The organism is Bradyrhizobium sp. Ken64 (assembly GCF_055807555.1).
In genome coordinates this window covers 127,747-149,723 of sequence record NZ_JBVVPA010000008.1, presented here as the reverse complement: position 1 = coordinate 149,723, position 21,977 = coordinate 127,747, and the positions used below count along the sequence as shown (strand labels likewise).

At 64.7% G+C, this 21,977-nt stretch carries 23 protein-coding genes; 11 read left to right on the top strand and 12 right to left on the bottom strand.

Going from position 1 to position 21,977, the window contains the following annotated elements; all coding sequences use genetic code 11:
* Positions 1 to 6 precede the first annotated feature (6 nt).
* The 3 genes from AC0L2F_RS16270 (at position 7) to AC0L2F_RS16260 (ending at position 2,832) form a co-directional block, all read left to right on the top strand.
* Complete coding sequence (locus AC0L2F_RS16270; protein WP_063996314.1) at positions 7 to 1,107, top strand: ABC transporter ATP-binding protein; 1,101 nt, start codon at positions 7 to 9, stop codon at positions 1,105 to 1,107.
* A 34-nt stretch (positions 1,108 to 1,141) separates the two neighbouring features.
* Complete coding sequence (locus tag AC0L2F_RS16265; RefSeq protein WP_473249023.1) at positions 1,142 to 2,131, top strand: hydroxyacid dehydrogenase; 990 nt, start codon at positions 1,142 to 1,144, stop codon at positions 2,129 to 2,131.
* 185 nt (positions 2,132 to 2,316) lie between these two features.
* Positions 2,317 to 2,832, top strand: a complete 516-nt coding sequence (locus tag AC0L2F_RS16260; protein ID WP_007590921.1) for a hypothetical protein — start codon at positions 2,317 to 2,319, stop codon at positions 2,830 to 2,832.
* Positions 2,833 to 2,865: 33 nt separating this feature from the next.
* Here the strand turns inward: AC0L2F_RS16260 and AC0L2F_RS16255 are convergent, their stop codons facing one another.
* Entirely contained in the window at positions 2,866 to 3,363 is a 498-nt protein-coding gene (locus tag AC0L2F_RS16255) for a DUF1993 domain-containing protein (RefSeq protein ID WP_063996957.1), read from the bottom strand.
* Between the two features lie 138 nt (positions 3,364 to 3,501).
* On the opposite strand from AC0L2F_RS16255, the gene AC0L2F_RS16250 reads away from it, so the two are divergent.
* From AC0L2F_RS16250 to AC0L2F_RS16240, 3 genes are all read left to right on the top strand, one after another.
* Positions 3,502 to 4,284, top strand: a complete 783-nt coding sequence (locus AC0L2F_RS16250) for a transporter substrate-binding domain-containing protein (RefSeq protein WP_473249022.1) — start codon at positions 3,502 to 3,504, stop codon at positions 4,282 to 4,284.
* 172 nt (positions 4,285 to 4,456) lie between these two features.
* Positions 4,457 to 5,359, top strand: coding sequence for a DUF2147 domain-containing protein (locus tag AC0L2F_RS16245; protein ID WP_473249021.1), 903 nt, complete (start codon positions 4,457 to 4,459; stop codon positions 5,357 to 5,359).
* 179 nt (positions 5,360 to 5,538) lie between these two features.
* Positions 5,539 to 5,889, top strand: coding sequence for a hypothetical protein (locus tag AC0L2F_RS16240; RefSeq protein ID WP_473249020.1), 351 nt, complete (start codon positions 5,539 to 5,541; stop codon positions 5,887 to 5,889).
* Between the two features lie 143 nt (positions 5,890 to 6,032).
* On the opposite strand, the gene AC0L2F_RS16235 is transcribed toward AC0L2F_RS16240, so the two are convergent.
* Positions 6,033 to 6,437: a (R)-mandelonitrile lyase gene (locus AC0L2F_RS16235; RefSeq protein ID WP_473249019.1), complete on the bottom strand. Its 405-nt coding sequence runs from the start codon at positions 6,435 to 6,437 to the stop codon at positions 6,033 to 6,035.
* Positions 6,438 to 6,462: 25 nt separating this feature from the next.
* The gene (locus tag AC0L2F_RS16230; protein WP_473249018.1) at positions 6,463 to 7,161 is read right to left on the bottom strand and encodes a ribonuclease activity regulator RraA; all 699 of its coding nucleotides are present in this window, start codon (positions 7,159 to 7,161) and stop codon (positions 6,463 to 6,465) included.
* 247 nt (positions 7,162 to 7,408) lie between these two features.
* Between AC0L2F_RS16230 and pxpB the strand changes: the two genes are divergently transcribed.
* Genes pxpB through AC0L2F_RS16215 form a run of 3 tightly spaced genes read left to right on the top strand, consistent with a single transcriptional unit; the run spans position 7,409 to position 9,975 of the window.
* The gene (gene pxpB / locus AC0L2F_RS16225) at positions 7,409 to 8,140 is read left to right on the top strand and encodes a 5-oxoprolinase subunit PxpB (protein WP_473249017.1); all 732 of its coding nucleotides are present in this window, start codon (positions 7,409 to 7,411) and stop codon (positions 8,138 to 8,140) included.
* Positions 8,137 to 9,174, top strand: a complete 1,038-nt coding sequence (locus AC0L2F_RS16220; RefSeq protein ID WP_063996309.1) for a 5-oxoprolinase subunit C family protein — start codon at positions 8,137 to 8,139, stop codon at positions 9,172 to 9,174. The genes pxpB and AC0L2F_RS16220 overlap by 4 nt, the downstream gene beginning before the upstream one ends.
* Before the next feature lie 30 nt (positions 9,175 to 9,204).
* A complete protein-coding gene (locus tag AC0L2F_RS16215) occupies positions 9,205 to 9,975 on the top strand; it encodes a LamB/YcsF family protein (RefSeq protein WP_473249016.1) in 771 nt (256 codons plus the stop codon).
* Between the two features lie 86 nt (positions 9,976 to 10,061).
* On the opposite strand, the gene AC0L2F_RS16210 is transcribed toward AC0L2F_RS16215, so the two are convergent.
* The 5 genes from AC0L2F_RS16210 to AC0L2F_RS16190 form a co-directional block, all read right to left on the bottom strand.
* On the bottom strand, positions 10,062 to 10,214 hold the full coding sequence (locus AC0L2F_RS16210) for a hypothetical protein (RefSeq protein WP_007590908.1): 153 nt from the start codon (positions 10,212 to 10,214) through the stop codon (positions 10,062 to 10,064).
* A 200-nt stretch (positions 10,215 to 10,414) separates the two neighbouring features.
* Positions 10,415 to 12,022, bottom strand: a complete 1,608-nt coding sequence (locus AC0L2F_RS16205) for a sulfite reductase subunit alpha (RefSeq protein ID WP_473249015.1) — start codon at positions 12,020 to 12,022, stop codon at positions 10,415 to 10,417.
* Positions 12,019 to 13,800, bottom strand: a complete 1,782-nt coding sequence (locus AC0L2F_RS16200) for a NirA family protein (RefSeq protein WP_473249014.1) — start codon at positions 13,798 to 13,800, stop codon at positions 12,019 to 12,021. Before AC0L2F_RS16200 ends, AC0L2F_RS16205 begins: the two co-directional genes overlap by 4 nt.
* Positions 13,801 to 14,131: 331 nt before the next feature.
* On the bottom strand, positions 14,132 to 15,295 hold the full coding sequence (locus AC0L2F_RS16195) for a CmpA/NrtA family ABC transporter substrate-binding protein (RefSeq protein WP_473249013.1): 1,164 nt from the start codon (positions 15,293 to 15,295) through the stop codon (positions 14,132 to 14,134).
* On the bottom strand, positions 15,292 to 15,882 hold the full coding sequence (locus AC0L2F_RS16190; RefSeq protein ID WP_007610503.1) for an ANTAR domain-containing response regulator: 591 nt from the start codon (positions 15,880 to 15,882) through the stop codon (positions 15,292 to 15,294). The genes AC0L2F_RS16195 and AC0L2F_RS16190 overlap by 4 nt, the downstream gene beginning before the upstream one ends.
* Positions 15,883 to 15,993: 111 nt before the next feature.
* Here AC0L2F_RS16190 and rimO point away from each other — a divergent pair, with 111 nt between their 5' ends.
* Entirely contained in the window at positions 15,994 to 17,319 is a 1,326-nt protein-coding gene (rimO, locus tag AC0L2F_RS16185) for a 30S ribosomal protein S12 methylthiotransferase RimO (protein ID WP_473249012.1), read from the top strand.
* 84 nt (positions 17,320 to 17,403) lie between these two features.
* Here the strand turns inward: rimO and AC0L2F_RS16180 are convergent, their stop codons facing one another.
* The 3 genes from AC0L2F_RS16180 to AC0L2F_RS16170 form a co-directional block, all read right to left on the bottom strand.
* On the bottom strand, positions 17,404 to 17,823 hold the full coding sequence (locus AC0L2F_RS16180) for a carboxymuconolactone decarboxylase family protein (RefSeq protein WP_473249011.1): 420 nt from the start codon (positions 17,821 to 17,823) through the stop codon (positions 17,404 to 17,406).
* Positions 17,756 to 18,187 (bottom strand): MerR family transcriptional regulator, encoded by a 432-nt coding sequence (locus tag AC0L2F_RS16175; protein WP_473249010.1) that lies wholly within the window; start codon positions 18,185 to 18,187, stop codon positions 17,756 to 17,758. The genes AC0L2F_RS16180 and AC0L2F_RS16175 overlap by 68 nt, the downstream gene beginning before the upstream one ends.
* A gap of 129 nt (positions 18,188 to 18,316) precedes the next feature.
* A complete protein-coding gene (locus AC0L2F_RS16170) occupies positions 18,317 to 19,264 on the bottom strand; it encodes a hypothetical protein (protein WP_473249009.1) in 948 nt (315 codons plus the stop codon).
* 430 nt (positions 19,265 to 19,694) lie between these two features.
* On the opposite strand from AC0L2F_RS16170, the gene AC0L2F_RS16165 reads away from it, so the two are divergent.
* Positions 19,695 to 20,891: an acetylornithine transaminase gene (locus AC0L2F_RS16165; RefSeq protein WP_473249008.1), complete on the top strand. Its 1,197-nt coding sequence runs from the start codon at positions 19,695 to 19,697 to the stop codon at positions 20,889 to 20,891.
* Between the two features lie 97 nt (positions 20,892 to 20,988).
* On the opposite strand, the gene AC0L2F_RS16160 is transcribed toward AC0L2F_RS16165, so the two are convergent.
* Positions 20,989 to 21,963, bottom strand: coding sequence for a quinone oxidoreductase family protein (locus tag AC0L2F_RS16160; protein ID WP_007610513.1), 975 nt, complete (start codon positions 21,961 to 21,963; stop codon positions 20,989 to 20,991).
* Positions 21,964 to 21,977 lie beyond the last annotated feature (14 nt).

Genomic DNA, 21,977 nt, shown 5'->3' with positions numbered 1-21,977 from the left:
TGTCTTATGGCTGAGGTTGCGTTGCGGAAGGTGATCAAGCGTTACGACGACGTCGAGGCGGTGCGCGGCATCGATCTCGACATCTCCGATCATGAGTTCATCGTGCTCGTCGGCCCCTCCGGCTGCGGCAAGTCGACGACGTTGCGGATGATCGCGGGCCTAGAGGACATCACCGACGGCGACATCATGATCGGCGGGGACGTCGTCAACGACGTGCCGCCAAAGGACCGCGACATCGCAATGGTGTTTCAGAATTACGCGCTCTATCCGCACATGACGGTCGCGGAGAACATGTCGTTCGGGCTGCGGCTCAAGCACTATCCCAAGGCCGAGATCAAGGCGCGGGTGACCGAAGCCGCCCGCCTCCTCGACATCACCGACCTGATCGACCGCAAGCCGAAGCAGCTCTCCGGCGGCCAGCGCCAGCGCGTCGCGATGGGGCGGGCCATCGTGCGGAACCCAAAGGTCTTCCTGTTCGACGAGCCGCTGTCCAATCTCGACGCCAAGCTGCGCGTGCAGATGCGGATCGAGATCAAGAAGGTGCACCAGAAGGTGCGCACCACCACGGTCTACGTCACCCACGACCAGGTCGAGGCGATGACTCTGGCCGATCGCGTGGTGGTGATGAACAAGGGGCGGATTGAGCAGATCGGCACCCCGAACGAGCTCTACCACAAGCCGGCGACGCGCTTCGTCGCGGGCTTCATCGGCTCGCCGGCGATGAACTTCATTCCGTGCCGGCTCGAGGACGTCGGCGGCAACCTCAACGTCCGTCTGACGGACCGCATCTCGTTCCCGCTGCCGCCGGCCCGTGCCGCCCGTTACAGCGCGCTGCCCCGAGCTGAAAACCTGTTGCTCGGCATCCGTCCCGAACATCTCACGGAATCGCACGCGCATCTCGAGCCGGGTGTCGAGACCTTCGACACCGTGCTTGATGTCACCGAGCCGATGGGAATGGAGACGCTGGTCTATTTCGGACTGGAAGGCACGCCCGTCTGCGGCCGTGTCGATCCCAATGCGGGCGCCAAGGACGGGGCACCCATGCGTTTGGCGATGGACCTCAACAATATGCACCTGCTAAACGAGGCGACCGGCGCCGTATTGTGACGGCCCGGCCAAGAAGCTCGCGCAGGTAGGGACGATGTCGACCAACAAGAAGAAAATCTTTGTCACGCAAACTTTGTCGCAAGGGGCGCGCGCCCTCCTCACCCAGCGAGATGACATTGAGCTCATCGAGTTTCCGAACCTGATCTCCGCCAGGGACTTCGAAGCCTTGCTGAAGAGCCACGCGCCGGTCCATGGCGTGGCGCTCGGCGCCACCGCTTTCGGCGAGACCGAGCTCGAAGCCTCAAAGGACATGAAGGTAGTGACCCGGATCGGCGTCGGCTACGACGCCGTCGACGTCCCAGCCCTTTCCCGCCGCAAGGTGCCGCTGATGGTCGCGGGCAGCGCGAACTCGCCCTCGGTCGCCGAGCAGGCGCTGTTCATGATGCTGACGCTGGCCAAACGCGCGCAGGAGATGCATTCCTGCGTCAAGGACGGCAAATGGGCCGACCGGCTCGGCATGCTGCCGTTCGATCTCTACGGCAAGACCGTCCTCATCATCGGCTTCGGCCGTATCGGCACCCGCACCGCCAAGCGCTGCCTGGCGATGGACATGAATGTGCAGGTCTATGATCCCTACAAACCCGCCGCAGACATCAAGGCCGCTGGCTGCGAGCCGGTCGCCGATCTCGATGAAGCGCTGCCGCACGCAGATTTCGTCACCATCCACTGCCCGAAGACGCCGGAGACCGTCGGCCTGTTCGACGCGGCGCGGATCGGCCGGATGAAGCCGAAATCCTATCTCATCAACACCGCGCGCGGCGGCATCGTGAAGGAGGCGGCGCTGTACGACGCACTGGTCTCGGGCAAGCTCGCCGGCGCCGGCATCGACGTGTTCGAGATCGAGCCGCCGCCGGTCAGCAACGCGCTGTTCGCACTGCCCAACGTCATCATGGCCCCGCATGTCGCCGGCGTCACGGTCGAGGCGGTGAGCCGGATGAGCGAGCAGACCGCGCGCAACATCCTGAGTGTGCTGGACGGCGATCCCATCCGGCAGAACATCATCAATCAGGACGTCCTGGGCTAGGCTGGTCTCCCGGGCGGGGGTTCTTCTGGACGGACGATCAACTCGCCCGCCTTCGGAACGCCAGAATGAGTCCCATTTTGGTGCAGATCGAGCCCTCACTCAGCCTTAATCAAACCCGCGTAATAGTCCGGCCGCGGCGGCAGTGGGACAGACTTGCCGGCCGCGTCGAGCTGGAGGATGGACCCTTGTCAGAGATCGACCCGACCGACCACGCGTTGGCGACCATTGCCAGCATCCTGGAGCATCCCGAACCCGTCCTCGTGGTGCGCGAGACCGAGACCGTGCGCGAAACCGAGACCGTCACCGTGACCGAAATGGTGGTTGCCGGTGAGCATGGGGTCGCGGACGAGCACGCGTTCGTCGACGAGCACCTGACGGTCGATGAGCATCCGGTGGTCGAGGAGCAGCCCCTGGTGCCGGAGCACACCGACGCCGACGGCTACAGCAAGGTCGGCCCCGGGCCGATGGTGGCGATCCGTCTGAAATGGACGGTCCATCGCGGCGACGACGGCCAGTTCTACGTCCACGAGACCATCGGCGAGCAGTCCGTGCCCGTGGTCAGCGGCCCGATGACCGGCGAAGCCGCGGTGCATTTCGTCGACGCGCATGAGGACGAGGCCCATCGGCGCTTCGAGGAGCTGCGCAGCGAGATCGCCGGCCGCAGCTCGCTCGCCGATTATGAGCGCAAGGGCGAAGCCTAGCGCGTTTTCGCGCGAACTGGATGCCGGTTCGGCTCATCGTCGTCCGAGATAATCCTTCTTCACGAGCTCGACGCCTGCGTGCCGCAACAGGTCGTAGGCGGTCGTGACGTGAAAGAAGAACTGCGGAACGCTGAAGGTCAGCAGCAGCGTCCGCCCCGTGAAGGGCAACTCGGTCCCGTTCTTCAGCCTGAAGAAGACATTCCGGTCCGCCGCCGCGTCGATCTCCGCGCGCGGCAGGCTTTCGATGAACTCGATCGACGTCGCGATGCGGGCCTGGAGTCCGGCCATGTCGTGCTCCAGCACCGGCAGCGTCACCGGCTCGCGGTCGGCGAGCAAGGCCGCGGCGACCGTGGCATGGCGGCAGGCCTCGCCGATCTGTTGCGCCAGATCGTACATGTCGGGCGCCATGCGCATGCCGAGCAGCACGGCCGGATTGAACTTCCGCGCTTCGGCATAGGCAACGCCCTTGTCGAGCAGTGCGGACAGGTTGCGCAGATACGGCACGAAGAGTCCGACCGAGGCGTCATACATCGAGATCGTCACTTCAAAATTCCCTTCACTTCCGCCTCGCCAGCGACGGGCATCTGGTCTAAATCCAAGCCTCAAGACAGGCATCGAGAGCTGCACAATGACAGCTTGGGCATGGGTGGAAAAGAGATGATCGTTCGAATGACCAGTCGAATTCTGGCGACTTTGGCCGTGGTCCTGCTGGCAAGCCTGTCGGCCCACGCACAGCAGACGGCGCCGTCCCGCCTCGACGAGATCGTCAAGCGCGGCACGTTGCGCGTCGGCATGACCGGCGATTACAAGCCCTTCACCTATCTCGACAAGACGACGCAGCAGTTCAACGGCTTCGATGTCGACATGGCGGAGGCGCTCGGCAAGGCGCTCGGCGTCAAGGTCGAATTCGTGCCGACGGCCTGGCCGAAGCTGATGAAGGATTTCGAGGCCGATCAGTTCGACATCGCCATGGGCGGCGTCTCGGTCACGCTCGACCGGCAGAAGAAGGGCTTCTTCTCCACGCCGATCATGCGCGAGGGCAAGACGCCGATCGCGCGCTGTGCCGATGTCGGCAAGTACCAGAGCATCACCGACATCGACAAGAAGGGCACGCGCGTGATCGTCAATCCCGGCGGCACCAACGAGCGCTTCGCGCGTGCCAACATCAAGGACGCCGACATCACCGTCTTCCCGGACAATACCGTGATCTTCGACGAGATCGCCAAGGGCAATGCCGACCTGATGATGACCGACGCCTCCGAGACGCGCTACCAGCAAAAGCAGCATCAAGGCGTGCTCTGCGCGGTGCATCCCGACAAGCCGTTCGACTTCTCCGAGAAGGCCTACTGGCTCCAGCGCGACATGGCGCTGAAGGCGTTCGTCGATCAATGGCTGCACATTTCCATGCAGGACGGCAGCTACAAGAAGATTTACGCCGCCTGGTTCGATTAGGACCGCGTCCTCCTGTCGCTTGCCCCGGCCAAACTTTGGACCGGCTCCGGTGTTATTGAACCCGCAGCCGCCGGAGCACGACTCATACGGTGACAGTGATCTAGATCACTTTTTGCGATCGAACCGGGGCGTAAGCGTCGGTGCGGGGACCACCTGTTTCAGGAGATGCGAAATGAGGAAGCTGTTGGCCACGGCCGCATTCCTTTTGGCGAGCACCGCTGCGCAGGCGCAGTACACATTCGACTATGGCGGGCGTACCATCCGCATCGATCCCGACCGCGGCACGGTGCAAATTCCCGGCGTCTACGACAACACCGGCCAGGGCAAGGCGAAGAAAACCAAGAACGATGCCAAGGGGGCTCCGAAAGCCGACCCGCAGGCACCGCAACAAGCCAAGGCTGACCCGCGGTCGCCTGCCAATCCGGCGCCGGCACCTGTCGCGGCGCCTCCGGCGGCCGAGCAGGCCCCTGTCCAAGCTCCCGTCCAAGCTCCCGTGGCCGTCGCGCCTCCTGCCCCGCCGGCGCCTCCGGCCACCACGGCTAACAACGCTCCGGCGGAAGACGCGCTTGTGCCGCCGCCTCAGCCGGCCCCAAGTGCTGCCCCGACGGTGGCCGCAGTACCGCCCGCACCACCGCCAGCCCCGGCCGTCGCAGCCGCGCCTCCGGCGCCGTCTCCGCCTCCCGTCCCGGCGCCGGCACCTGCCCCCGTTCAGTCGGCGGCCGTCGCGCCGCCAGCTCCCGCAACCGCGCCCACGCGCGATCTCAATTCACCGCTCGGCGTCTGGCTCACCGAGGAGAAGGAAGGCAAGGTCCGGATCGAGCAATGCGGCAGCAATCTCTGCGGCTACTCGGTCGATTCGAAATCGAACCAGAATGGCGAGCAGGTTCTGATCAACATGAAGCCCGGCAAGGACCAGAACAAGGACCCAAAATGGTCCGGCCGCATCCTCGATCCGAACTCCGGCTCGACCTATGATTCAACCATCGCGCTGAAGGGCACCGATCGCCTGCGCGTGCAGGGCTGCGCTTTCGGCGGCATGTTCTGCGGCGGCCAGACCTGGACGCGGGTGAACTGACTTCCGGCGACACTCCGACCGAGACAAAGGGCCCGCAATGCGGGCCCTTTTGCTTTCGCCCGCCAAATCGATTGCGGCGTGCGCGACATCACAGAGCCCGTCGCGCGCGTGACAGCCCTCACATCGCCGGTTTCAAGGCCGTGACACGATCCCCGCATGATCAACCCAAGGGGCGTGTCATGAACGGATTTCGCAAGGCTCTCTTCGCCACAATCATTGTCATCGCGTTGCCGGCTGCGCAGGCCAGCGCCAGCACTTTTGACGGCGCATGGAATGTCCGTATCTCGTCGTCGAGCGAGACCTGCGGCAACGGCTCGACCGTCGCGATCGGCATCAACAACGGTCAGATCGCCTCGAGCAGCGCCATGGTGACGGCGTCAGGCCGCGTCGCGGACGCCGGCAGCATCAACGTCACTTTGAGCACCGGCATCAAGCGCGCCGTCGGCTTCGGCCGGCTCAGCGGCACCTCGGGCTCCGGCACATGGCGCGGCACCATGTGCACGGGCACCTGGACGGCGGAGCGGATGTAGGTGCTCTTGTCCTGGACGCGGTGCAGCGCGCAACGCTGCTCCGCAGAGCCGGGACCAGCATTCTTCGTGGGTCCCAAACCTCTGGATCCCGGATCGGCGCCGCATCGCCTTGCGGCGATGCGTCTTGTCCGGGACACGAGACGCTACCCGACCGCCGCCCCGTACTCCGCGTCGGTCACCGGCTCCAGCCAGGTCGAGAACACGCCGTCGAGCGCTTCCTGCATGGCGATGTGGGTCATGCCGTTGGTTGGCGACCCGCCGTGCCAGTGCAGTTCGCCCGGTGGAATCCAGACGGTGTCGCCGGGACGGATTTCGATGACAGGCCCGCCCTTGGTCTGGACGCGCCCGACCCCGGAAATCACGTACAGCGTCTGCCCGAGCGGATGGTGATGCCAGTTGGTGCGCGCGCCTGGCTCGAACGAGACGCGCGAGCAGTTCAGCCGCGCCGGCGCGGGCGCCATGATCACGGGGTCCTGCCACACGGTGCCGGTGAAATGTTCCTTCGGCGCACGGCGTGTCGGCCGCGTGCCTGCAACAGTGATCTCCATTGGATTTACCTCGTTTCCTTCCCGATTACTTCTTGCTTGCGGCGTAGCGCGCCTTGGTCTCGGCGTTCATGGGATAGAGGCCCGGGAGCACCGCGCCATTGTTCACCTCGTTGACGATCCAGGCTTCCATCCGCTCCTGCTCGACACCCTCGTTGAGCACGTGTTCGAGCATCGCCTGCGGGATCAGCACGCAGCCGTCCTGGTCGGCGACCACGATGTCGTTCGGGAACACCGCAACGCCACCGCAGCCGATCGGCTCGCCCCAGCCGACGAAGGTCAGGCCGGCAACCGACGGCGGCGCGGCATAGCCGTCGCACCAGACCGGCAGGTTGGTGCCGAGCACGCCCTCGACGTCGCGCACGAAACCGTCGGTGACGAGTGCGGTGACGCCGCGCTTCATCATGCGCGCGCACAGGATGTCGCCGAAGATGCCGGCGTCGGTGATGCCCATGGCATCGACCACGGCGATGCAGCCCTCCGGCATCGCCTCGATCGCGGTGCGGGTCGAGATCGGCGACGACCAGGATTCCGGCGTCGCCAGATCCTCGCGCGCCGGCACGAAGCGCAGCGTGAAGGCCGGTCCCACCAGGCGGGGAAGACCCGGGCGCAGCGGACGCGCGCCGCGCATCCAGATGTTGCGCAGGCCCTTCTTCAGCAGGACCGTTGTGATGGTGGCAGTGGTGATGCCGGCGAGGGTCTTGCGGGCTTCGGGGGACAGCGACATGGAAACAGACGAGCTCCGGATGGGCGGGAAAGAACGCGCGCATCTTGCGGGGTGCGGGCCTTGCGTCAAGGGCCAAGAGGATACCAATCATGCAGGGCCGCAGCGCAGTTATGCGTCGCGATAACAAGGCTTTATCGGCTCCCCCTGCATTAATTTATTGGACTTGCGGGCGCATTTACGCGAAGCAGGAACAAGCGGAGCTCAAGGCCGAGCCCGCGCATCTCCAGAAGCCCGATTTCGACAGCCCATGTCCGCGACGCTTCCCCCGCCCCGCCTTCTGCCCAGTGGCGACAGCGCCGTCACGGTCGAGTTCAGCCGTACCATCGACGACGGCGCCAACCAGCGCGTGTTGGCGCTCGACAAGGTGCTCGCAGCAAGCCCGATCGATGGCATCACCGAGTCCGTGCCCACCTATCGCTCGCTGCTGGTGCATTATGATCCCGGCAAGATCGGCTTCGGTGCTCTTGGCGAAAAGCTGCTCGCGCTCGCCAGCCAGCCGCTGCCGCCGCCCACCAAAGCGCGCCGCTGGCGCATCCCCGTCGCCTATGGCGGCGAGCACGGCATCGACCTCGAGGACGTCGCGAAGGCGCTAAACACCACGCCCGACGACATCGTCGCGCGCCACGTCGCCGGCGACTACAAGGTCGCCATGATCGGCTTCACGCCGGGCTGGTCCTATCTCAGCGGCCTCGACAAATCCCTGCAGATGTCGCGGCGGCAGTCACCACGGCTGCTGACGCCTGCCGGCACGATCTCGATCGGCGGCATCCAGGCCGGAATCCAGTGCCTGGCAGCACCGAGCGGCTGGCACCTGCTCGGCCGGACGCCGGTCAGAACCTATCAGCTCCACCGCAATCCGACCTTCCTCACTGAACCCGGCGATCGCGTGACGTTTTTCGCCATCGACCACAAGACGTTCGAGGAACAGGACCGCGCCGCCGAGGCCGGCGAGATCATCGCCGAGCAGGTGGTCGCATGAGCCGGCTCGTAATCGCCAGCATCGGGCCCGCAAGCTCGGTCCAGGACGGCGGACGCCATGGCGCGCAACGCTATGGCCTGACGGTCAGCGGAGCGATGGACCGCCTGTCGCTCGCGGCGGCGAACACGCTTGTCGGCAACGAACCGTTCGCAGCCGTTGTCGAGGTCGGCCCGTTCGGCGCCTCGTTCACCGCGCGCGACGGTGCCGTGCGCGTCGCGATGTCAGGCGCACCGCGCAATGCGGACGTGGCCGGTAGTCCAGTCGCCATGGACACATCGGTGACCTTGAAAGACGGCGAGACGCTGACCCTGGGCTTTGCCCGCGGCGGCGCGTTCACTTATCTGGCGATCGAAGGCGGGATCAAGGGCGAGCCGGTGTTCGGCAGTCTCGCGGTTAACGCCCGTGCCGGTCTCGGCAGCCCCTACCCGCGCCCGTTGCAGGCCGGCGACGAATTCACCGTCGATGCCGCAAGCGGTGCACCGGACCTGCGCATCGAACTGCCGAAGCCATCGAGCGGTCCGATTCGCGTCCTGCTCGGACCGCAGGACGACGAATTCGACGACGTCAACAAGGCGCTGTTCCTCGACAGCGAGTGGAAGATCTCGGCGACGTCAGATCGCATGGGCTACCGACTGGAAGGTCCCGCGATCAAGCATCTGCATGGCCACAACATCGTCTCCGACGGAACGGTCAACGGCAGCATCCAGGTGCCCGGCAACGGCGCGCCGATCGCGCTGATGATGGATCGCGGCACCTCCGGCGGCTACCCGAAGATCGCGACCGTGATCACGGCCGATGTCGGCCGTCTCGCGCAGACCTCGGCAGGAACGGCGTTCCGCTTCGAGGCGGTCAGCATGGCCGAGGCGCAGGACGAGGCGAGGAAATTTGCGCAGCTGATCCGCAACCTGCCCGATCGCCTGCGCTCCGCCGATACCGTCGCGCTCAACATCGAAGCGCTCAGCGATGCCAATGTCGCGGGCTATGCTGTGAGTGCCGTTGATGCCGGGACCTGGCAGGTCGCGGTGGAACCGTAACGACAAGACGACCAGAGGCGGAGAGCACCCATGAAGACGATCGATCTCAATTGCGATCTCGGCGAAGGTTTTGGCGCGTGGGAGATGGGCAACGATGCCGCCATGATCGACCTGGCGAGCTCGGTCAACGTCGCCTGCGGCTTCCACGCCGGCGATCCCGATATCATGCGCCGGACGGTCGAGCTGGCGAAAGCGCGCGGCGTCTCGGTCGGCGCGCATCCTGGCTATCGCGACCTGCACGGCTTCGGCCGCCATCCGATCGCGGGCCTGAAAGCCTCCGAGATCGAGAACCTCGTCGCCTACCAGATCGGCGCGTTGCAGGCGATCGCGACCGCGGCCGGCCACAAGGTGACGCATGTGAAGGCGCATGGCGCGCTCTCCAACGTCGCCTGCGAGGACGATATGACGGCGAAGGCGATCGCCGCCGGCATCAAGGCGGTCGACCCGAGCCTGATTTTCGTCGTGCTCGCCAATTCGAAGCTGGTGAAGGCCGGCGAAGCCGCCAATCTGCCGATGGTGCATGAGGTGTTCGCCGACCGCGCCTATGAGGACGATGGCAATCTCGTCTCGCGCAAGAAGCAAGGCGCGGTGCTGCATGACGCCAAGGCGATCGCCGACCGCGTGGTGCGCATGGTGCAGGACGGCGCGGTGGTCTCGGTCACGGGCAAGGTCATCAAGATGCGCACCGACACGGTGTGCATCCACGGCGATACGCCCGGCGCCGTCGACATCGCGCGCGGTTTGCGGCAGGCCTTGAAGGATGCAGGCATCGAAGTCGCGCCGTTCAAGCGCGGGGCGTGAGGCTTTCAGTCATTCCGGGATGATGCGCAGCATCAGACCCGGAATCTCGAGGTTCCGGGTTCGGCTTCGCCCCCCGGAACGACAACTTAGAACGGGTGCACCGACAGCGTGCCGAACACGATCGCGGCGATGACGGCGAAGGCGCTGTACATCGCGGCATGATGCACGCTCGCACCGGTCCGCCGCGAGAGCGAACGCGCGTAGAAGTGCAGCCTGGCTTCCGCCGATAGTTCGCGCATGGTCGATCTCCAACGCCCCATTTGCGGGATTATGAGGGATCGACCGGGGTGGCGAGCAAGAGACCCGCGGAAATAGCGATGCCAGTTCTCTGCAGACCCCGCATTGCAGGAGCAAATTCTCCTCGCTTGCCAGTTCCGAGAATCTTATTCGTTCAAATTCGAGCGAGTTGGAACTGGCTCGGATGACGACAGGATGACAGCTAGTAGACGTCGGCCTGGAACCGGCCGGTCTTCTTGAGCTCGGCGACAAAGCTGACGGCTTCATCGGTCGAGCGCGCCCCGAACTGGGCGACGATATCGACCAGTGCGCGCTCGACGTCCTTGGCCATGCGCTTGGCATCGCCGCAGATGTAGAAATGCGCCCCCTCGGCGAGCCACGTCCACAGTTCGCGGCCGACCTCGCGCATGCGGTCCTGCACGTAGAACTTCTTCTCGCCGTCGCGCGACCAAGCCAGCGACATGCGCGTGAGCAGGCCCGAGGTCTTCATCGCGTTGAGCTCCTCCTGGTAGAAGAAGTCGCAATCGCTGCGCTGATGGCCGAAGAACAGCCAGTTCTTGCCGGGCGCACCGGTCGCCTTGCGGTCGAACAGGAAGGCGCGGAACGGCGCAATGCCGGTGCCGGGCCCGACCATGATGATCGGCGTCTTCGGATCCTGTGGCAGGCCGAAATTGTGCGCCTTCTGCACATAGACCTTGAGTTTCTCGCCCTCGGCGATTCGCTCGCCGAGGAAGGTCGAGGCGACGCCGATGCGCTTGCGCTTGCCGATCACGTAGCGCACGGAATCGACCGTCAGCGACAGCTTTCCGGGCGTCGCATTGTGCGAGGACGAGATCGAATAGAGCCGCGGCTGCAGCGGCTCCAGCGCCTCCACGAAGGCTTCGGGATGCGGCCGCGTGCCCGAAAACTTCTGTAGCGCCGCCATGACGTCGAGCGTGGCGGCGTCGCCATCGGGATCCTCGCCCTGCGCCAGTGCCCGTGCCCTCTCGCGCTGCGCGCCGCCGGTGATGAAGGAGAGCAGTTCGAACAGCGTGTCGGGCGCCGGCGACAGCGAAACGTCGTCGATCAGCACCTCACGCAGTGTCTTGCCGTTGACCTTGGTGGTGTGGGAGGCACCGAGCAACGCGATCACCTGGTCGACGAGGCCGAGCTCGTTGCGCGCGAACACGCCAAAACTGTCACCGACGACATAGTCGAGCTTGCTCTCGGAAAGATCGAACTCGACGTGATAGGTTTCCTTCTCCGACTTTCCCTTGTTGAGAAGACGGCGGGACAGGAAGGTCGCCGCAACAGGGTTGTCGCGGGAGCGGCCGGGCTCGGCGATCGTCACGGTCACGGCGGGGGCCGCCACCGCATCGACCTTGTCGGACGTCTTGGCCGCCGGCGCCTTGTCCAGCTCATCGTGCAACGACTTCAGCATCCGCGCGGTTTCCTTGCCGCCGGGGACGCAGAGGTTGAGCCGCGCTTCACTGCGGCTCGCGATCGCCTCCGAATAGTCGTGGCAATTGTAGCCGCACTGCCCGCAATCCTGCTGCGCCATCGCCGCCATCATCTTGCGCCGCACGGGACGGCCTGCGGCGAGCTTCATCCGATCGGCGATCGGCATGGTCTGGTCGTGCCAGGGCGCTTCGCCGTCGTCACCATCACCGGCCTGCATGACAGCGGCGCCCTGCTCGGCCGACAGCGGCGTGGCTGCGTCAGGCGACAGCAACCCGGCAAAGAAGCCGTTCAGCCAGGAGCGTTGCGCGTCGGAGAACGGGGCGCTCGTGGGAATGATGTCGAGTTTCGGCGGAGGGCTGATCTGGTTCATGCGGACACCTGTGCATCGGCAAGCTCGCGCAGCGTTTCGCCGTCATGGCGGCGCGCAAAGGACAGGAAGGTTTCCTCGGGAGACGAGCGATGGGCGATATAGGCCTTGAGCAGCCCTTCGACCGTCTTCGGCGCGTCTTCGGCCTTGAGGTCGTGATAGACCTCCTGCCCGACGTCGGCTTCAGGACCGAAACCGCCGCCGGTGAAGAGATGATATCCCTCCACCGTGTCCTCCTCGTTGACAGGCACGCGAGCCCCGATCAGGCCGATGTCGCTGATGTAATGCTGGGCACAGGAATGGTGGCAACCGGTGACGTGGATGTTGACCGGCTTGTCCATCTCGACGCGCGGCTCGCACCAGTCGCCGATCTCCGCGGCGTGACGCTTGGTGTTGGAGGCGGCAAAGCGGCAGCCGGCATTGCCGGTGCAGGCGATCAGGCCGGCGCGGATGTGCGAGGCCTCGACCGCAAGCCCGATCTGCTTGATCGCCGCGACGGCAAGCTCGACATTCTCGTCGCGCACCCCTGATATCAGCAGGTTCTGCCAGACGGTCAGACGGACATCGCCGTCGCCGAGGTCCCGCGCCACTTTGGCGAGGCCCCGCATCTGATCACAGCTGATCTTGCCGAGCGTCAGCGACACGCCGATCCAGTTCAAGCCGTCCTGCTTCTGCCTGTGCACGCCGATATGCGCCATACGGTCGGCGGCCGGCCGCGGCGCAAACGCCTCTTCCGGCACACGCGTGAATGGTGTCTTCAGCCGTTCCTCGACCAGCTTGAGAAAGCCGTCATGGCTCATGGCGTCGAGCACGTATTTCAGCCGCGCCTTGTTACGGTTGGTGCGGTCGCCGTGCTCGATGAAGACGCGCACGATGGCGTCCGCAACAGCGGTCGCCTGCTCCGGCTTGACGATAATGCCGGAGTACTTTGCGAAATCCATGTGGCCGGTGATGCCGCCGAGGCCGAGGCGGAACCAGACCCCGGGCTCGACGCCGAAGCCGTCCTTCACCTCGACCGCCGTGAAAGCGATGTCGTTGGTCTCCTCGAGCACGGCGATCCTGCCGGCACCGTCGAAGGCGACGTTGAACTTGCGCGGCAAGCCATACAACGAGCGATCGTTCAGGATGTGGTAGTGCCACTCGCGCGCAGAAGGCCGCGTGTCGATCAGCTCCTGAGGATCGATGCCGGCCGTCGGCGTTCCCGTCACGTTGCGGATGTTATCGGCGCCGGAGCCGCGCGAGCAAAGGCCGAGGTCCTGAATGCCCTCGATCAGCTTCACGGCGTTCTTCGGCGGGATCTCGCGAAGCTGGAGGTTGGCGCGCGTCGTGACGTGGCTGTAGGGCCCGCACGTTTCATCGGCGAGATCGGCAAGGCCGGCCAGCTGCCAGTGCTTCATGATGCCGTTCGGAATGCGCAGACGGCACATGTAGGAGTCCTGCGTCGGCGCGACATAGAAGATCCCGTAATACCGCCAGCGGAAATTGTCCGCCGGGCTCGGCGGCGCATTATCGAGCGCCTGCTGGCGCAGACGCGGATAGGCATCGAAGGGATGCTCGTCGCGCTTGACCTTCTCCTGGTCGGCGAGCTTCTTGCCCGCGGCGATGACCTTGTCCTGCGCCTTGATGTGCACGGCATCGGGACCGGTGGGCTCGGCGTTCGCCTTGCCGGCGCCGCCGCCGAGACCGCGACCGACGCGGCTGATCTGCAGACCGGTCGTGAAGCCTTCGAGATAGCGTTTCTGGTCGTCGGTAAAGTCGACTGAGACGGTGTCGAGTTTCATGGTCAGTAACGAAGCTCCTGCGGCCACCTGGGTGGTATCGACGGAAAGTGCACGACCCGCGAGGAGCTCGGCTGGCTCGAGAGCCGGCTGTGCACCTAACGGTCCGATCAGCTTCGTTGCTGGGGACTGGCGCAGCAGGCATCTGTGACAGGCTGGCCGCACTGCAACATTCAAGTTGCGTGCCAGCTTCGACAAAATGAAAATGTGTGTCGTATCAGGTAATTAAGAGCGCCTTGGGGAACTTTGGGCTCTTGAACTTTTATGAAATTCGAGCAGCCGGCCTAAAATTTAGACTCGGATCTCCAGCGCTCAAAAACGATGCAGGCCCGAATCACACCTTCCAGCGGCCCACCTCGAAGGCCTCAAGATGCCCCCGAATGTTGGCGGGATCAAAGGCGGGGCCGGCGAATGCGCCGAATGCCGCGGGGGCCTGGGCGGGTGGCCGGCGGCCGAGAGCGCCGTCGTAGAGATCGGGCCTGAACACGGCCATCGCCGTCTTGACGCCGTCGGGCGTCAGCGTCGTCTGCCCCCAGCGCACCATCTGCGCATAGAGCCAGGCGGCCTGGACCGGATCGGGGCGCCCTGCTTCCTCGCGTCCCACCAGGAGGTAGCTGCCGCTCTCGCGAAAGGTGCCGTCCGGCGAAATCTTGAGGCGTCCCGTGAGGGTGCGCTGAATGACTTCGGCATCGACGCCGATCCGCTCCGGCTGCGCCAGGATCCGCGCCGCTTCGGTCCGGTTTTCCGGATGCTCGATGAACTCCGCGGCTTTCACCGCTGCGCGCACCAGGCTAGCCACCACATCCGGATTCTTGTCGGCCCAGACCTGGCGGAGCGCCAGCACCTTCTCCGCCGCATGCGCCAGGATGTCGGAGACGAAATGCAGGATGTGGCCGATCCCGAGATCGACCGCGATCGAATTCCAGGGCGCGCCCACGCAGAACGCATCGACATGCCCATTGGCGAGACTGTCGACCATATAGGGCGGCGGCAGCACCACCAGCCGCACGTCCTCGTCGGGATCGACGCCGGCCGCCGCCATCCAGAACCGCAATTGGTAATTGTGTGTCGAGAAGGGGAAGGTCATGCCGAAGGTCAACGGATCGGCGCCCGCTTTGCGCCGCTTGGCGACCACGCGCGCCAACGCTTTTGCCGTGGCGAGCGGATCGAAGCGGTCGCCGTCGATCTCCTCCATCAGCGCGGCATGAAGCGCCGGCGAGACTGTGATCGCGTTACCGTTGATGCCGAGATTGAAGGGCGCCGCGATCGGCACCTTGACGTGGCCGAGACCGAGCGAGGACGCAATCGCGACGGGCGCGAGCAGATGCGCGGCGTCGAACAAGCCGATATTGAGCTTGTCGCGGACGTTGGACCAGGAGACCTCGCGGACCAGTTCGACCTGGAGCCCTTCGGCCGCGGCAAATCCCTTGTCGACGGCAACGATCAGCGCCGCGGCATCGACCAGCGGAATGAACCCGATGCGGAGGGGAACGGTCATTTCAGCATCTCCGACGCGGTGATGATCGACTGGGCGATCTCGCCGATTTTCTTCTTCTCGCGCATCGCGGTGGAGCGCAGCAGCACATAGGCCTCGTCCTCGGTCAGGCCCTTCACCTTCATCAGGATGCCCTTGGCCTTCTCGATGACCTTGCGATCCTCGAGCTGCGACTTGGTGCGCTCCAGCTCCTCCTGGAGTTTTGCGAAGGCATTGAAGCGCGACACGCAGAGGTCGAGGATCGGCTTGATGCGCTCCTTCCTCAGCCCGTCGACGATATAGGCGGAGACTCCCGCCTCGACCGAGGCTTGGATCGAGGATGAATCGCTCTGGTCGACGAACATCGCGATCGGCCGCTTCACGGCGCGGCTGACTTGGAACATCGCTTCCAGCACGTCTCGGCTGGGGTTTTCCAGATCGATCAGGATGATGTCGGGATCGACCGCATAAATACGGGCGAGCAGGCTCTGCATCTCGCTGATATGGACGATCTGCGTGAATCCAGCCTCACGCAACCCTTCTTCGAGGATCGCAGCCCGGATCGGGCTTTCGTCGACGATCACGATTTTGGGCGACTGTTCGGCGCTCATTGCTCACTCACCACCAGCGATTCATCCATAGCATGCCCGCCGGCCATGCAAAGGGTTGTAATTATGGGCAATTGGGACTAGCTCAACCCTGTCAATCAGGCAGATTTGGATATGGATCAGACGGCTGCGCCCAAGGTCAGCTTCGTGTCGCTCGGGTGCCCCAAGGCATTGGTGGATTCCGAGCGCATCATCACGCGTCTGCGCGCCGAGGGCTACGAGCTCGCCCGCAAGCATGACGGGGCTGACATCGTCATCGTCAACACCTGCGGCTTCCTCGACAGCGCCAAGCAGGAATCGCTGTCCGCGATCGGCGAGGCCATGGCCGAGAACGGCAAGGTGATCGTAACAGGTTGCATGGGCGCGGAACCCGAGCAGATCGAGCAGGCCTATCCCGGCGTGCTCTCTATCACCGGCCCGCAGCAATACGAGAGCGTGCTGGACGCCGTGCATCGCGCGCTGCCGCCCGCCCACAATCCGCATCTCGATCTGGTGCCGCCGCAAGGCATCAAGCTGACGCCGCGGCACTACGCCTATTTGAAAATCTCCGAGGGCTGCAACAACCGCTGCACCTTCTGCATCATTCCGAAACTGCGCGGCGACCTCGTCTCGCGACCGGCCAACGACGTGCTGCGTGAGGCCGAGCGCCTGGTCGGCGCCGGCGTCAAGGAGCTGCTGGTGATCTCGCAGGACACCTCGGCCTACGGCGTCGATCTCAAATACGCCGAGAGCCCGTGGAGGGATCGCCAGGTCCGAGCCAAATTCATCGACCTCGCGCGCGAGCTCGGCGAACTCGGGGCCTGGGTGCGGCTGCAATATGTCTACCCCTACCCGCATGTCGACGAGGTGATCGCGCTGATGAACGAGGGCAAGGTGCTGCCTTATCTCGACATCCCGTTCCAGCACGCGAGCCCCGAGGTGCTGAAGGCGATGAAGCGCCCGGCGGCGCAGGACAAGACGCTGGCGCGCATCAAGCGCTGGCGCGAGCAATGTCCCGATCTCGCTTTGCGCTCGACTTTCATCGTCGGCTTCCCCGGCGAAACCGATGCCGATTTCGCGTATCTGCTCGACTGGCTCGACGAAGCAGAGATCGATCGGCTCGGCTGCTTCAAGTACGAGCCCGTTGCCGGCGCGACCGCGAACGGGATCGAGAACCCCGTGCCGGAAGAGATCAAGCAGGAGCGCTACAACGCGCTGATGGCGCGCCAGCAGAAGATTTCCGCGCGCAGGCTGAAGCGCAAGGTCGGCACGCGGCAGCAGATCATCATCGACGAGGTCGGCCCGACCGTCTCGAAGGGCCGCTCCAAGGCCGATGCGCCCGAGATCGACGGCGCCGTCTACCTGTCGAGCCGCCGCCCCTTGCGCGTCGGCGAGATCGTCACCGCCAAGATCGAACGCGCGGACCAGTACGACCTGCACGGCAGCGTGGCGGGATTCTGAGATTCCGGCTGCGGCACGCCGGCAAGACCGGCGCGCCTCAGGCATTCCAGCAGCCGGCGTGAGGCTGGGCGCGGGACTAGGAGGTCATGTCGCTTCTTCCGACACCTGCTGTTCGTCCCGCGCGGCGAATACTTCCTTGGCTGCGAACAGTCCGTTCAGCGCCGCCGGGAAGCCCGCATAGACGGCCATCTGCATGATGATCTCCACGATCTCGTCGCGAGACAGCCCGACGTTCAGACCCGCCTCGAGATGCACCTTGAGCTGAGGCGCGGCATTTCCGAGCGCCGTCAGCGCGGCAATCGTGGCGATCTCTCGATCGCGCAAGCCGAGATCCGGGCGGCAGTAAATGTCGCCGAACGGAAACTCGATCACATATCGTGCGAAATCCGGAGCGATGTCAGCGAGTGAAGCGACGACCTTTTCGCCGGCACTGCCGTCAATGCGTGACAGGGCCCGCTGGCCGCGATCGAAGCGGCTTTCGTCTTGTGTCTGGGCGTGCGTCATTTTCCTTCGTCCTCTGTTCGTCGCTGGCATAGCCGGCGATCTTGGTATCAAGGACGAGCAGGCATTCCTGGAGTTCGGCGATCTGCGTGCGCACCTGTTCGCGGTGGACTTCCAGCATCTGCCGCCGGCTTGTGCCGGTAACGTCGCCTTCGTCACGAAGCGCCGCGTAACGCAACATGTCCCGGATCGGCATTCCCGTGGTCTTGAGCCGACCAAGGAATGCGATCCATGTGAGGATCGATGCGTCAAAGTCACGCTGGCCGGAGCGATCCCGGTCAGCGTAGGGCAGCAGCCCGATGCGCTCATAGTAACGCAGCGTGTGCGTCGACAGGCCGGTCCGTTTTGCGAGGTCGCCGATCTTCATGTGTGCCCGTTCTCGTACTGACGCACATACAGATACCCCTTCGAGCGCGCTCTAAGTCAAGGGGGATCGAAAGGGCCGTTCCCGCGAGGTCATGGTGGCGCGACAGCGGAGGTCGCGAGATTCCGAGCTTCAGGATCCCGCCAGCCATTTCGGTACCCAGCGCTCCGGCCGCGGCGCGCGGGCAAGATCGGCTTGCGCCTCCGACAGCTTCGCAGGCTCGCCGTCGATGCTCGGGCGCACATCGTACTCGAAGTTCGGCATGACGCGCCCGTCGGCATAGAGGCCGAATTTCATCGCGTACCACAGCCCGAGCTCGGGCTGCGCCTTCCGCATCTCCTCGCGCAGATCGCGCAGCAGGGATTCAATCGAGGCGGCTTCCTCGAACGGTTGCGGTCCGCGCGACAGGACGCGCGCCTGGTATTGCCTGCCGACGATCGCGATCTCGAAGCTCGTCTTGTCCCAGGGCTTCTTGCCCTTCGGCAGATGCGCGGCGAGGCGCCACCCGAGTTCGGCCATCAAGCGATGATTGGCCCAATAGTCTTCGCGATCACGGCTCCATTTTTCCACGAAGCCGCGAAAGTCGGGCAGCTCCGACGGATCGTCATCGGGCGCCGCGATCTCCCCGCTCAGCCGTCCGGTGAGCCATTGCGCGAGCTCGACCGTCTGGCATTCGACATCGTCATGCGGCTTGAGATCGCTCCAGGCCCTGTCGAACTGTTGCGACGTCAACTTCGCGAGCAGGCCGTCGAGACTGGGCGCCAGCAGCTCGTAGTCGCCCTCGGACCCAAGCCCCACGATCGGGGGATTGTCGCGGTCGAGACCCGCGCCATACCAGCCGCCAACAGCCGAGCCATCCGGCAGCCGCATGAACAGCGAAAACCTGTCGCGCAATGGACTACCGTCGACAATCGGAGCGTGATCGGAGAATTGGCCTTGCAAGGAAAAGCAGCCGACGCTGCCCCAGGGGCGCCCGTTCAGCCACCCGGCGAAGTCGACCAGGAGCGACGGTGCCTCGACACCCGGCGGAAACGCGCCGCGAATGCTGTCGAGGTCGATCGGATAAGGCGTCTCGGACAAGGCTTTAAACTATCTGGTTGGTCCCGCCCCTCTTGGTCTGAACCGCCATGCATCCGGTTCGAACCAATTCGCGTCCTTCGATCACAAACGCGCCAGAGGCGCGATGGTTTCTGATCGGACGATTGAAGACTTACGAATAAGTCCGGCCCACGATGCCGCCCCTTGGGCACACGCCGGACGAGCGTCTCGCAAACTGCCTGCTTGACAAGCCCTGTCGTTCGGCTGTACGGACCCGCCCCATGATCAATTCTCGGACCCATCTGCGCCAGGCCATGCGTCGTCGCTCCCGCGACGATGACGGGTTGCGCCATGTCCGACGACGCCGCTGAACCACTGAGTTCAGCCCCGTTCTCGAAAAGGCCGCACCCGCAAGGTGCGGCCTTTTTGCTTTTCGCGCGCCCTTCCCCACCCGCCTCCAGAGGAGTTCGACATGACCAGCGCCACCCATCCGTATGACGCATTGATGGACATCACCGCTCGGCCCAAGGCCGTGTTCGTCCGCGGCGCCGGCTCCTACCTCTGGGATGACAGCCGCAAGCGCTATCTCGATTTCGTGCAGGGCTGGGCCGTCAACTGCCTCGGCCACTCCCCGCCCGCAATCGCCGACGCGCTTGCCGCGCAGGCCAAGCGGCTGCTGACGCCAAGCCCGGCCTTCTACAACGAACCGAGCTTGAAGCTCGCTGAGCAGCTTGTCGCAAACAGCGCGTTCGACCAGGTGTTCTTCGCCAATTCCGGTGCGGAAGCCAATGAGGGCGCGATCAAGCTCGCGCGCAAATATGGCAGCCTGCATAGAGGTGGCGCGTTCGAGATCATCAGCTTCGAAGGCGGCTTTCACGGCCGCACCTTGGCGACGATGTCGGCCTCGGGCAAGAAGGCCTTTGAGCCGCTGTTCGAGCCGAAGGTCGCCGGCTTCAAGAAGGCGAAGCTCAACGACATTGCTTCAGTCAAAAAGCTGATCAACGACAACACCGTCGCTGTGATGCTCGAGCCGATCCAGGGTGAATCAGGCGTGTGGCCGGCGACTGATCAGTTCTTGCAGGAGTTGCGCGCCCTCACCGACGCGCACGGCCTCCTCCTGATCTTCGACGAGATCCAGACCGGCATGGGCCGGACCGGCAAGCTCTTCCACTACGAGCACACCGGCGTCGCGCCCGACATCATGACGCTCGGCAAGGGCATCGGCGGCGGCGTGCCGCTCGCGGCGCTGCTCGCGACCGAACGCGCGGCCTGCTTCGAGCACGGTGACCAGGGCGGCACGTTCAACGGCAACCCGATCATGTGTGCGGTGGGGCTCGCGGTGCTCGACGAGGTCAGCAAGCCGGACTTCCTGAAGACGGCGACCGAAACCGGACTGCTGCTCGAAAGCGAATTGCAGAAGGTCTCGGCGCGGCACGGGCTCGGCGAAGTGCGTGGCCGGGGGCTCCTGCTGGCGCTCGACCTCAAGCTGCCGATCGCACCCGGCATCGTCGCACAGGCGTTCGAGGCCGGCGTGCTCCTCAACGCGCCGCAGGTCGACACGCTGCGCTTCATGCCGGCGCTGAACGTCACGCGGGCCGAGATCGCCGAGATGATCGATTGTCTCGACGCGATTTTGACCAGGGCAGGCGCGGCACGGCGCGTGGCGTGACGCGTTCGTCATTGCGAGGAGCGAAGCGACGAAGCAATCCAGACTGCCTCGACGGAAAGATTCTGGATTGCTTCGCTTCGCTCGCAATGACGGTGAGTTACGGCTTCAAGATCGATGCGCCCGTGGTCTTGCGGCTTTCGAGATCGATATGCGCCTTGGCGGCGTCCTTGAGCGCGTAGGCATGGTTGATCGGCACGTGCAGCTTGCCGTTGATCACGGCGGCGAACAGCGTGTCGGCGCCTTCCAGCAACTCCTTGCGGGTACCGATATAGTCGTTGAGCTTGGGCCGGGTCGCAAACAGCGATCCGTGAGTGTTGAGTTCGGCGATCGAGAATGGCGGCACCGGGCCCGAGGCATTGCCGAAGGAGACGAACATCCCGCGCGGCTTCAGGCAGGACAGCGAGCCCGGGAACGTCGCCTTGCCGACGCCGTCATAGACCACATCGCAACCCTCGTTGCGGCTGATCTGTTTGACGCGCGCGACGAAGTCTTCCTCGTTGTAGAGGATGACATGGTCGCAGCCATTGGCCTCGGCAAGCGCAGCCTTCTCGCGCGAGCCGACGGTGCCGATGACGTGGGCACCCATTGCCCTCGCCCATTGGCAGGCGAGCAGGCCGATGCCGCCGGCCGCGGCATGGATCAGCACGCGATGATGCGGCTCGACCTTGAAGGTCTTGTGCAGGAGATACCAGACCGTCAACCCCTTCAGCATCAGCACGGCGCCCTGCTCGTAGGTGATGTGGTCGGGCAGCTTGACCAGCCGCTCCCAGGGGATGTTGCGCTCCCCGGTATAGGCGCCGAGATTGTGGTAGTAGGCGACGCGGTCGCCCGGATGGAAATTCGTCACGCCCGGCCCGACCGCGAGAACCTCGCCCGAGGCCTCGTTGCCGGCGATGAAGGGCAGCCCCGGCGCTTTGTAGAGGCCGGTGCGATAGTAGACGTCGATGAAATTCAGGCCGACGGCATGCTGGCGGATGCGCACCTCGCCGGGCCCGGGCGCCGGAACATCGACGCTCTCATAGACCAGGGCTTCGGGGCCTCCGACCTTGTGCACACGGACGGCTTTGGTCATCACCTGACCTCCTC

Bases quoted from the DNA above. Each gene is read 5' to 3' on its own strand.
- AC0L2F_RS16270 (WP_063996314.1), top strand. From the start codon at position 7: ATGGCTGAGGTTGCGTTGCGGAAGGTGATCAAGCGTTACGACGACGTC.
- AC0L2F_RS16265 (WP_473249023.1), top strand. From the start codon at position 1,142: ATGTCGACCAACAAGAAGAAAATCTTTGTCACGCAAACTTTGTCGCAA.
- AC0L2F_RS16255 (WP_063996957.1), bottom strand. From the start codon at position 3,363: ATGTATGACGCCTCGGTCGGACTCTTCGTGCCGTATCTGCGCAACCTG.
- AC0L2F_RS16250 (WP_473249022.1), top strand. From the start codon at position 3,502: ATGACCAGTCGAATTCTGGCGACTTTGGCCGTGGTCCTGCTGGCAAGC.
- AC0L2F_RS16245 (WP_473249021.1), top strand. From the start codon at position 4,457: ATGAGGAAGCTGTTGGCCACGGCCGCATTCCTTTTGGCGAGCACCGCT.
- AC0L2F_RS16240 (WP_473249020.1), top strand. From the start codon at position 5,539: ATGAACGGATTTCGCAAGGCTCTCTTCGCCACAATCATTGTCATCGCG.
- AC0L2F_RS16235 (WP_473249019.1), bottom strand. From the start codon at position 6,437: ATGGAGATCACTGTTGCAGGCACGCGGCCGACACGCCGTGCGCCGAAG.
- AC0L2F_RS16230 (WP_473249018.1), bottom strand. From the start codon at position 7,161: ATGTCGCTGTCCCCCGAAGCCCGCAAGACCCTCGCCGGCATCACCACT.
- pxpB (WP_473249017.1), top strand. From the start codon at position 7,409: ATGTCCGCGACGCTTCCCCCGCCCCGCCTTCTGCCCAGTGGCGACAGC.
- AC0L2F_RS16220 (WP_063996309.1), top strand. From the start codon at position 8,137: ATGAGCCGGCTCGTAATCGCCAGCATCGGGCCCGCAAGCTCGGTCCAG.
- AC0L2F_RS16215 (WP_473249016.1), top strand. From the start codon at position 9,205: ATGAAGACGATCGATCTCAATTGCGATCTCGGCGAAGGTTTTGGCGCG.
- AC0L2F_RS16210 (WP_007590908.1), bottom strand. From the start codon at position 10,214: ATGCGCGAACTATCGGCGGAAGCCAGGCTGCACTTCTACGCGCGTTCG.
- AC0L2F_RS16205 (WP_473249015.1), bottom strand. From the start codon at position 12,022: ATGAACCAGATCAGCCCTCCGCCGAAACTCGACATCATTCCCACGAGC.
- AC0L2F_RS16200 (WP_473249014.1), bottom strand. From the start codon at position 13,800: ATGAAACTCGACACCGTCTCAGTCGACTTTACCGACGACCAGAAACGC.
- AC0L2F_RS16195 (WP_473249013.1), bottom strand. From the start codon at position 15,295: ATGACCGTTCCCCTCCGCATCGGGTTCATTCCGCTGGTCGATGCCGCG.
- AC0L2F_RS16190 (WP_007610503.1), bottom strand. From the start codon at position 15,882: ATGAGCGCCGAACAGTCGCCCAAAATCGTGATCGTCGACGAAAGCCCG.
- rimO (WP_473249012.1), top strand. From the start codon at position 15,994: ATGGATCAGACGGCTGCGCCCAAGGTCAGCTTCGTGTCGCTCGGGTGC.
- AC0L2F_RS16180 (WP_473249011.1), bottom strand. From the start codon at position 17,823: ATGACGCACGCCCAGACACAAGACGAAAGCCGCTTCGATCGCGGCCAG.
- AC0L2F_RS16175 (WP_473249010.1), bottom strand. From the start codon at position 18,187: ATGAAGATCGGCGACCTCGCAAAACGGACCGGCCTGTCGACGCACACG.
- AC0L2F_RS16165 (WP_473249008.1), top strand. From the start codon at position 19,695: ATGACCAGCGCCACCCATCCGTATGACGCATTGATGGACATCACCGCT.
- AC0L2F_RS16160 (WP_007610513.1), bottom strand. From the start codon at position 21,963: ATGACCAAAGCCGTCCGTGTGCACAAGGTCGGAGGCCCCGAAGCCCTG.